Raw genomic sequence first — 7,751 nt, forward strand, 5'->3', positions numbered from 1 at the left:
ATTGGCCTTGAAAAAGGCCGGATGCTGCGTCGCGCGGCACCCTCGTCGTTGCGACGTACGAAGAAATGTACGTCAAAACAAAGCGTTGGGCGCGGGGGCTGCCACGGGGATTCCCGCTGTCGCGGACGCTTTTCCCGTGATGCGTCATCAACAACCAGAGAGGCTTGAGGGATGGGAAAAACGTCCTGATTGCTCCTCTGGGAACCCCCGGTCGCGCCCCCGCGAACGTCGGTCGGGGAGAGGGGGCTTCCCGGAGCGCGAAGATAGAAAAATAGGTCAGATTTATTTTTGCGCTGCAAAAAAAAGATCTGACCTATTTTCCGCCCGGTTGCGCACCCGCGCCGGAGACCATCCGTTAACAAAAGGCTGTCCATAAATATAGAACAGAAAGGATCCTCAAGAACCATGCAACCAAACGACGTTGTCATTGTCAGCGCGGTTCGGACGCCCTTCGGGCGGTTCGACGGCGTTCTGCGCTCTATTTTGAGCATCGACCTGGGGGTCAAGGTGCTCCAGGAAGTCGTCCGCCGGATCGGCCTCGACCCGGCGAAGGTGGACGAGGTGTATTACGGAACCTGCATTCCCGCGGAATACGCCATTTACACGAACGTACCGGCCCGGCAGATCACGCTCCTGGCCGGGTTTCCGGAGAGCAACATCTCCCTGACCATCGACCGGGCCTGCTGCTCCTCCATGACGGGGATGCGCCTGGGCTATCGGGCCATCAAGTCCGGGGACGCGGAGGTGGTGATCGCCTCGGGTGCGGAGAACATGGGGAACGTTCCCCTGATCGCCAGCGCGGCCAAGGCGCGTTGGGGAAGCCGCCTGGGGCACATCGAGCTGGAGGACGTCCTGTTCGAGCTGGGGTACGGCCGGAAGGGATTCGCCCCCGTGGCCACCGACGCGGGGCACGTCTCCCTGGAGTACGGGGTGACCCGGGAGATGCAGGACGAGTGGGCCGTGGCCAGCCACCGGAAGTACTTCCAGGCGTATGCCTCCGGGAAGTACAAGGTCGGTGAGGAGCTGATGCCCCTGGAGATTCCCCAGAAGGGCAAGGCTTCGCTGGTGATGGACCGGGACGAATCGCCCCGGGAAAACCTGAATCTGGAGAAGATGTCCGCCCTCAAGCCCGTCTACGGGAGCCCGACGGTCACCGCCGGCAACGCCCCGGGGCTCAACTCCGGCGCCTCGGCGATCGTGCTGATGTCTCGCCGGAAGGCCGATTCCCTGGGACTGGAGGTCCTGGGGGAGGTGGTGGCATGCGAGGCCGCGGCGGGGACGCCGAAGTACATGGCCAACGTGCCGGCCCAGGCGATCGAAAAGATGTTCGCCCGGACGGGGAACCGGATCGACGACGTGGACGTGATCGAGATCAACGAGGCCTTCGCCGCGGTCACGCTGGTGTCGCTGCGTCTCCTGGCCGGGAAGGACCCGGAGAAGGAGAAGGCCCTGCAGGCGAAGGCGAACGTCAACGGCGGGGCCATTGCCATCGGGCATCCTGTCGGGGCCAGCGGCGCCCGGATCGCCATGACGATGATGTACGAGCTCCGGCGTCGCGGCGGCGGCCTCGGCGTGGCGGCTATTTGCGGCGGCCTGTCCCAGGGAGAGGCGCTCTTGCTCAAGGTGTAACGTACGGTTCCAGCGGCCGGCCCCGCATCGCCGATGCGGGGCGCCGCCGGATCGCAGAATATCGATAGAAGGAACGGGAGTCTTTATGAACAGAAAAGTAATCGTAACCTGTGCGCTCGTCGGATCGTCGACGCGCAAGAACCAGAACCCCAACACGCCCTACTCGCCGGAGGAGCTGGCCGACGCGGCGGAGCTGGCCTACAGGGCGGGCGCAGCCATGGTGCACGTCCACGCCGTGGAGGACGACGGCGCTAATTCCATCCGGATTGAGCGGATCAAGGAAAGCCACGACGCCATCAAGGCGCGGGTCCCGGAGCTGATCGTCAACATGACCTCGGCCCTCGGCCCGGGGGCGACGCCGGAACTGCGTCTCGAGCAGATGGAAGCGGTGCGGCCCGAGATGTCCTCCCTCAACATGGCCACCATGAACTTTGCCGCCGTGAACCGGAAGACCGGTGAAGTCCTCGTGGACTACACGTTTGAAAACTCCCTCATCATGGTGGCCAAATTCGCCGCCCGGATGAAGGAGATCGGAACCAAGCCGGAAATCGAGGTCTACTCCTCGTCAGGAATCGACAACTACCACGCCATCGCCGGCGGCGGCTCCTTCACGGAGCCCGTCAACTTCAACTTTGTGTGGGGGGTCTGCGGGGGGAATTCCTTCCGGCCGGGCACCTTCATCGCCATGGCCTCCTCCCTGCCGCCGGGAGCCAACTTTACCACCTGCGGCGTCGGAAACGACGAATGGCCGGCCATCACCCAGTCGATTCTCTGCGGCGGCCACGTTCGCGTAGGCCTGGAGGACAACATCCGGATGCCCGATGGGGCGCTGGCCAAAGGCAACTACGAGCTCGTGGAGCATGCGGTCCGCATCGTCCGGGCCCTGGGCCACGAACCGGCCACGCCGGACGAGGCGCGGGCGATCATGGGAACCATCAAGAGGTGAAAACATGTCTGAATGGTTGAAGGAAGTGGAGCCCCTGACGCTGAAGGGGCAGATCTCGGTGCCGTATTCCTGGTGGACCGGGGAGACGGCGGGTCGGTTTCTCAAGACGCTCCGGGACGAGCGGAAGATCCTGGGGACGCGGTGCGGGTCCTGCGGCAAGGTGTACGTTCCGGCGCGGAAGAGCTGCAGCCGCTGCTTTGTGGACATGGACGAGTGGGTGGAGGTCGGCGGCGAGGGGGTCATCGAGGCCTTCACGGTCGTCCGGTACGGCCACCCGGTGCAGCCGGTGGAGACGCCGTTCGCCTATGCCCTGATCAAGCTGGACGGGTCGGACGTGGGATTTCTGCACCTGATCAAGAAAGACCTGGAGAAGATCGGGATCGGGAAGCGGGTGAAGGCGGTCTTCAGGGAAGAGCGGACGGCCCACATCCTCGACATCGATTCATTTGAACTGACGTAAGAGGCCACTCAAAAATGCCCGGCGGCGAGGCCCCCGAGTCCCGAGGCGCGAGGCGTATTCATGAACGTACGCCGCAGCAATGGAGGGCGAGGGAAACGCAGCAGAGGGGCATTTTTCAGCGGCATCGCTGATACTCAGGCGGAAAAGACAGAGCGAGGGACAAACATGGAGAAAACGGCAATCGTCGGCGTAGCGCAGACGAAGTACGAGCGGAGGAAGAAGGACCGGATCTTCGCGGACATGGTATTCGACGTGACGCGGGGGGCGCTGGAGGATGCGGGTCTGACGATCGACGACATCGACAGCGTGGTGACGGTTTCGAACGATTTTTACGACGGCCGGACGATTTCGGGGATGGCCGTCGGGGACGCCTCGGGCGGGCAGGACAAGAACATCTCGACGGTGTCGGGGGACGGGACGTTCGGGGCATTTTACGGGTTGATGCGGGTGTTGTCGGGGTACAAGGCGACGATCGTGGTGGCGCACTACAAGGGGAGCGAGGGGAGCGTACCGGTCACGACAAACGGGATGTTCGACCCGATCTTCCAGCGTCACCTGGGGATCGACGCGATTTCCTCGGCGGCGCTGCAGGCGAGCGCGTACATGAGGCGGTACGGGATCACCGAGGAGGAGATCGCGGCGGTGTCTGTGAAGAACCACGGGAACGCGCGGAACAATCCGTTTGCGCAGCTGCCGCTGTCGATCACGGTGGAGGACGTGCTGCGGTCGCGGAAGATCGCGGATCCGCTGAAGCTTTTGGACTGCTGCCCGGTGAGCGACGGGGCGGCGGCGGTCATCATCGCGAACGAGGCGGTGGCGGCGAAGGCGAAGTCGAAGCCGGTGTGGATCAAGGGCGTGGCGCACTGCTGCGAGGACTACCTTCTGGGGGACCGGGACCTGGCGGACCCGGTGGCGCTGAAGGAGGCGGCGAAGCGGGCGTACGCCATGGCGGGGATCGCGAATCCGCTGGAGGAGATCGACGTGGCGGAGGTCCTGGAGCCGTTCGGCTACATGGAGCCCTTGTGGCTGGAGGGTCTCGGGATTTGCGGGGCCGGGGCCGGCGCGAAGCTGGCGGTCCGGGGCGTGACGGCGATGGGCGGGAAGCTGCCGGTGAATCCGTCGGGCGGCGCGCTGTCGGCGAACCCGATCCTGGTGGCGGGCCTGGCCCGCCTGATCGAGGCGTCGCTGCAGGTTCGGGGCGAGGCGGGAGCGCGGCAGGTACCGGGCGCGGAGACGGCGCTGGCGCAGGGGTATCACGGACCCTGCGGGCAGAGCCAGTGCGTGTGGATCGTCAGCGGGAAGCAGTGAGGTGAGCCATGGGAAGAAGAGTAGCGATCGTAGGAACGGGACAGACCTATCACAAGAGCCACCGTCCGGACGTGACGTCGAAGGAGATGATCAAGGAGGCGGTGGACGCGGCGCTTCTGGATGCGGGGATCACGATCCGGGAGATTGACGCCATCGTGATCGGGAACATGGATCACTTCGAGTCGATCAACGCGGTGGACACATACAGCGTGGAGGGCTCCGGGGCGTATATGAAACCGGTCATGAAGGTTTCGACGGGCGGGACGACGGGCGCGACGGTGGCGATTGCGGCGTATTACCACGTGGCGTCGGGACTGTTCGACCGGGTGCTGGCGATCGGATTCGAGAAGAACTCGGAGAGCGACACGACGGGTGCGATCATCACGTGTTCGGACGCGATCTGGGACCGGTTTTCGTATTCCGGGGCGATCCCGAGCCTGGCGACGGAGGCGACGGCGTACATGGAGCAGTACGGGGCGCGGCAGGAGGACGCGGCCCTGGTTGGGGAGCGGGACCGGAACCACGCGATGAACAATCCGTACGCGCACCTGCGTCGGCCGCTGACGGTGTCGGACATCATGGCGTCGCCGATGCTGGCGTACCCGATCAAGCTGGGGGACATCTGCCCTCGGAGCGACGGGGCGTGCGCCTGCGTGCTGGCGTCGGACGGGACGGCCGAGAAGATGACGAAGACGCCGGCGTGGTTCAAGGCGGCGGCGGTTCGTCACACGTACACGTGGTTCGGGGACTCGACGGACTACACGAAGGGCCTGGTGTCGATGCAGCGGGCGGCGCAGGACGCGTATAGCCAGGCGGGGATCACCAATCCCGTGGAGGAGATCGACGTGGCGGAGCTGTACCTTCCCTACACGTGGGCGGGGCTGAAGTGGATCGAGGACATCGGGTTCTGCGGCCGCGGGGAGGCCCCGAAGTTTGTGGGGGAGGGGAACACGCACATGGGCGGGAAGCTGCCGGTCAACCCCTCGGGGGGCGTGATCTCGACGAACTGCATTGGTGCGACGGCGCTGCTCCGGGTGGCCGAGGCGGCGATTCAGGTGATGGGCAAGGGCGGCCAGCGTCAGGTTCCGGACGTCCGGAACGCGCTGGCGACGGGCTTCGGAGGCTGCTTCTGGTCGGACGTGGTCATCCTGAGCTCGGAGAAGCCGTAAGGATAGAGGAGGAGCCATGTCAACGGAAAACAAAGCGAGCGAGCCGCTCCAGGTGATGTTTACCCATGCGATGCCGTACGAGTGGTCGATCGGGCTGTACGGGAGCGTATTTTTCCAGGAGATCAGGAAGAACCGGCGGTTCACGGGGATCAGGTGCCCCGGCTGCGGGCTGGTGTACGTGCCTCCGCGGCGGGTGTGCGGACCGTGCTTCCGGGAGCTGACGGAGCTGGTTCCGCTGTCGGACACGGGGGTGATCACGGCCTTTTCGGTGGTGAACTACCCGTTCATCGACCCGAACACGGGGAAGCAGCGTCCGATCCCGTACACCTACGGGTACATCCAGCTGGACGGGGCGGACAACATTTTTTCGCACCTGATCAACGAGACGGACCTGGAGAAGATCAAGGTGGGCATGAAGGTCCGGGCGGTCTTCAAGGACCCCGCGGAGATGCAGGGAAACATCCAGGACGTCAAGTACTTCGACATCATACGCTGATCTGAAAAAAGGAGGATCATCATCCCATGAACATGGCGGCGTATCTGATCGACGGCATCAATAAGTTCGGAGAATACGAACAGTTCATCCACATTGCGAACGACAGGCGGACGACCCTCACGAACACGGAGATCGACCGGCGGTCGCGGGCACTGGCAACGGGCCTCCAGAAGGCCGGCATCGAAAAGGGAGACATCGTGGGGGTCATGGTCAGCAACATCCTCGAGGTCCCGGAGCTCATGAACGGCATCATGCGCATGGGCGCCGCGTACCTGCCCATCATCTTCATGCTGACCCCCAAGGAGATCCGCTACATCCTGGAAGACTCCCAGGCCCGGATCCTCATCACGGAAAAAAACATGTGGCCGAAGATGAAGGAGGCCCTCGAAGGGAACGCCTTCGTGAAGCAGATCATCGTCATCGGCGCCGGGCCGGGGGACGACCTGCCGGAGAATTTCATTCCCTACGAGGTCTTCGTCGCCAACGACGGCTCCCTGGGAGACGTCCGGGACCTGTCGCCCGACGACCTGGGCATCCTGATGTACACCTCCGGCTCCACGGGGTTTCCCAAGGGTGTCATGCTGACCCACGGGAATCTGATCGGGAACATGCTCCAGGGATTCAAGGTGTGGCCTTACGAGGAGCGCAAGGAAGTGTCGTACGCCTGCGTCCCCATGAACCACATCTACGGCTGCCTGGGGTACCACGAGGCCTGCTACTTCGGCGGGAAGCTCATCCTGGTTCCCCCCTTCGACCCGGTCAAGGTCCTCGAGCACATGACCGAGTTCAAGGTGTCCGTGACGGGCCTGGTGCCGACCATGATCATCCTGATGATGATGGTCTTCGATCCGGCCAGGCATAACCTGAAGAGCATGAAATACTGCGTCAGTGCCGGGGCACCCCTGGCGGAGGAGACCCTGCTCAAGGCCCAGGAGATGTTCGGCATCAAGATCTACCACGGGTACGGCTGCACGGAGGCGGGACCCACCATCGCCCGCCAGCCGAGGGAGGGGAAGTTCAAGCCGGGCTCCGTCGGCCCGGCGCTCCCCGGCGTGGAAATGAGGCTGGTGGACGACGACGGCAAGGATGTGCCCCGGGGAGAGACCGGCGAGATCATCATCAAGGGTCCCGGCGTGACGAAGGGGTACTGGAACAAGCCGAAGGAGACGGCGGAAGCGCTCCGCGACGGATGGCTCCATACCGGCGACCTGGGTCGCCTGGACGAGGATGGAGAGCTCTTCATCGTCGGCCGCAAGAAGGACCTGATCATCAAGGGCGGGGAGAACATCGACCCGGGCGTCTCGGAAAACGTCCTGGCGAAGCACCCGGCGGTCATGATGGTCGCCACCGTCGGCATCCCCGACGCCAAGTACGGAGAGGAGGTCGGCTCAGCGGTGGTCCTCAAGCCGGGGCAGCAGGCGACCGAAGAGGAGATCCTGGCCTACGCGAAGGAGCACCTCCACCCGTTCGTGGCACCGAAACGGATCTTCTTCATGCCCTCCTTTCCCATGACGGGAACGGGCAAAGTCCTCAAGCGGGAAATCAAGGAGATGGTGAAAACCATGTAGAAACGGCGGCATCCCCGGCGGACGGCGCTGAAAGGCCGCAGGGGACGCCTTGAATGACGGAACGAGAACAGAAAGGAAATGCGAACCATGATCAAGAAGCTTTGTGTGATCGGCGCGGGCACCATGGGGGCGGGGATCGCCCAGGTGGCCGTCGAGAAGGGCGTCGAGGTGACGA

7 protein-coding genes are annotated in these 7,751 nt (G+C 64.0%); all 7 read left to right on the plus strand.

All coding sequences use genetic code 11. From position 1 onward, the window contains the following. Positions 1-405: 405 nt before the first annotated feature. The 7 genes from PLO63_17160 to PLO63_17190 all read left to right on the plus strand — a co-directional run bounded on the left by PLO63_17160 (position 406) and on the right by PLO63_17190 (position 7,576). Positions 406-1,629, plus strand: coding sequence for a thiolase family protein (locus tag PLO63_17160; GenBank protein HOI75872.1), 1,224 nt, complete (start codon positions 406-408; stop codon positions 1,627-1,629). An 85-nt stretch (positions 1,630-1,714) separates the two neighbouring features. Beyond that, the gene (locus PLO63_17165) at positions 1,715-2,575 is read left to right on the plus strand and encodes a 3-keto-5-aminohexanoate cleavage protein (GenBank protein ID HOI75873.1); all 861 of its coding nucleotides are present in this window, start codon (positions 1,715-1,717) and stop codon (positions 2,573-2,575) included. A 4-nt stretch (positions 2,576-2,579) separates the two neighbouring features. Further along, positions 2,580-3,035, plus strand: a complete 456-nt coding sequence (locus tag PLO63_17170; GenBank protein HOI75874.1) for a Zn-ribbon domain-containing OB-fold protein — start codon at positions 2,580-2,582, stop codon at positions 3,033-3,035. A 165-nt stretch (positions 3,036-3,200) separates the two neighbouring features. Then, entirely contained in the window at positions 3,201-4,343 is a 1,143-nt protein-coding gene (locus PLO63_17175) for a thiolase family protein (protein HOI75875.1), read from the plus strand. 8 nt (positions 4,344-4,351) lie between these two features. Further along, positions 4,352-5,512: a hypothetical protein gene (locus tag PLO63_17180; protein HOI75876.1), complete on the plus strand. Its 1,161-nt coding sequence runs from the start codon at positions 4,352-4,354 to the stop codon at positions 5,510-5,512. 16 nt (positions 5,513-5,528) lie between these two features. Then, positions 5,529-6,008, plus strand: a complete 480-nt coding sequence (locus PLO63_17185) for a Zn-ribbon domain-containing OB-fold protein (protein HOI75877.1) — start codon at positions 5,529-5,531, stop codon at positions 6,006-6,008. A 26-nt stretch (positions 6,009-6,034) separates the two neighbouring features. Next, the gene (locus tag PLO63_17190; protein HOI75878.1) at positions 6,035-7,576 is read left to right on the plus strand and encodes an AMP-binding protein; all 1,542 of its coding nucleotides are present in this window, start codon (positions 6,035-6,037) and stop codon (positions 7,574-7,576) included. Positions 7,577-7,751: the final 175 nt, after the last annotated feature.

This window comes from Syntrophales bacterium (assembly GCA_035363115.1).
In the GTDB taxonomy this organism is placed as follows: Bacteria; Desulfobacterota; Syntrophia; order Syntrophales; family PHBD01; genus PHBD01.

What these genes read in the sequence shown, in the direction of transcription:
- PLO63_17160 (HOI75872.1), top strand. Translation starts at nt 406, where the DNA reads ATGCAACCAAACGACGTTGTCATTGTCAGCGCGGTTCGGACGCCCTTC.
- PLO63_17165 (HOI75873.1), top strand. Translation starts at nt 1,715, where the DNA reads ATGAACAGAAAAGTAATCGTAACCTGTGCGCTCGTCGGATCGTCGACG.
- PLO63_17170 (HOI75874.1), top strand. Translation starts at nt 2,580, where the DNA reads ATGTCTGAATGGTTGAAGGAAGTGGAGCCCCTGACGCTGAAGGGGCAG.
- PLO63_17175 (HOI75875.1), top strand. Translation starts at nt 3,201, where the DNA reads ATGGAGAAAACGGCAATCGTCGGCGTAGCGCAGACGAAGTACGAGCGG.
- PLO63_17180 (HOI75876.1), top strand. Translation starts at nt 4,352, where the DNA reads ATGGGAAGAAGAGTAGCGATCGTAGGAACGGGACAGACCTATCACAAG.
- PLO63_17185 (HOI75877.1), top strand. Translation starts at nt 5,529, where the DNA reads ATGTCAACGGAAAACAAAGCGAGCGAGCCGCTCCAGGTGATGTTTACC.
- PLO63_17190 (HOI75878.1), top strand. Translation starts at nt 6,035, where the DNA reads ATGAACATGGCGGCGTATCTGATCGACGGCATCAATAAGTTCGGAGAA.